Source organism: Vibrio sp. Vb0598 (assembly GCF_033338935.1).
In the GTDB taxonomy this organism is placed as follows: Bacteria; Pseudomonadota; Gammaproteobacteria; order Enterobacterales; family Vibrionaceae; genus Vibrio; species Vibrio alginolyticus.
In genome coordinates this window covers 1-1,121 of record NZ_JAWOTP010000237.1, presented here as the reverse complement: position 1 = coordinate 1,121, position 1,121 = coordinate 1, and the positions used below count along the sequence as shown (strand labels likewise).

Below are 1,121 nucleotides of genomic sequence, written 5' to 3'. Positions count from 1 at the left end.
AAAGCTGGAGCGAAGACATCACAGGTTGTCGTAAGTTTGAAGAGCTACCAGTAGCAGCACAGAAATACGTTCTACGCATTGAGGAACTCATGGGCGTACCAGTAAAAATGGTCTCTGTTGGTCCAGGTCGTGAACAAATGATTATGCGATAAGATGTGAAACGATACCAACTCTGACTGGTATCGCACATCATTGGCAAGCGGCTTATCTGTTCCGGGGTAAAGCCGCTTTTTTTTGGTTCATCGCGGATTAGCGGGAACTTAAAACAAAAACGGTAGTAAGTGATAAGGTTACATCGCCAAACACAACCTTACACAAACTACCGTTTTCATGTCGAATCATACTTTCCTATCTTCATTCTGGGAAGGCTTTCATATAGTAAAGTCTCATCAGACTGCGTCATTAATAAAGCTCACTCTCAAACCTAATTCTATCGCTAAGTGTCCGTGCGGGCTTAAAGCTCAAGCCATACATGAGTATCAGTGGCGTAACGTGAAGGAAGCTACACTGTTAGGAGCTCCCGTTGAACTGTCCATTCAAACCCGACGCATCAAGTGCAGTAACTGCGGCATTAAAACAGAGCGGCTATCTTGGTTGGAACCTTATGCTCGTATCACTAAACGCCTACGAAGCTATATAGAACAGTTGTTACCTCTGCTACCAATTAAACATATAGCCCAAGTGACAGGCGTTCATTGGCACACAATCAAAGAGATAGATAAGCGTCGGCTTCAACAAGTAGTGCCGCAAGTTAAATGGGGTGAATTAAGGCAACTCGTCATGGACGAGTTCGCCATTTTTAAAGGGCACCGCTATGCGACGGTCATTGCTGATGCGAAAAGCCATCAAGTTATCTGGATAGGACTAGGTCGTAGCCGCAAGGATATTCGACCGTTCTTTGAACAGCTAGGTGAGCATGGTAAAAATATCGAAGCTGTAGCAATGGATATGAATACGGCTTTTGACCTTGAAGTCCAAGAGCATTGCCCAAATGCTCGCATCGTTTACGACTTGTTCCACGTCGTTGCTAAGTTTGGTCGTGAAGTGATGGATAGAGTCAGAGTCGACCAAGCCAATAAGCTAAAACAAGATAAAAAAGCAAGGCAATGGGTCAAGCGTTC

The 1,121-nt window shown here is 44.5% G+C and carries 2 protein-coding genes; both read left to right on the top strand.

The window, feature by feature from the left end:
- Positions 1-152 (top strand): adenylosuccinate synthetase (locus R7Q38_RS24370; RefSeq protein ID WP_318114648.1); only part of this gene is annotated, 152 nt, incomplete at its 5' end.
- Between the two features lie 178 nt (positions 153-330).
- Positions 331-1,121 (top strand): ISL3 family transposase (locus R7Q38_RS24365; protein ID WP_318114647.1); only part of this gene is annotated, 791 nt, incomplete at its 3' end.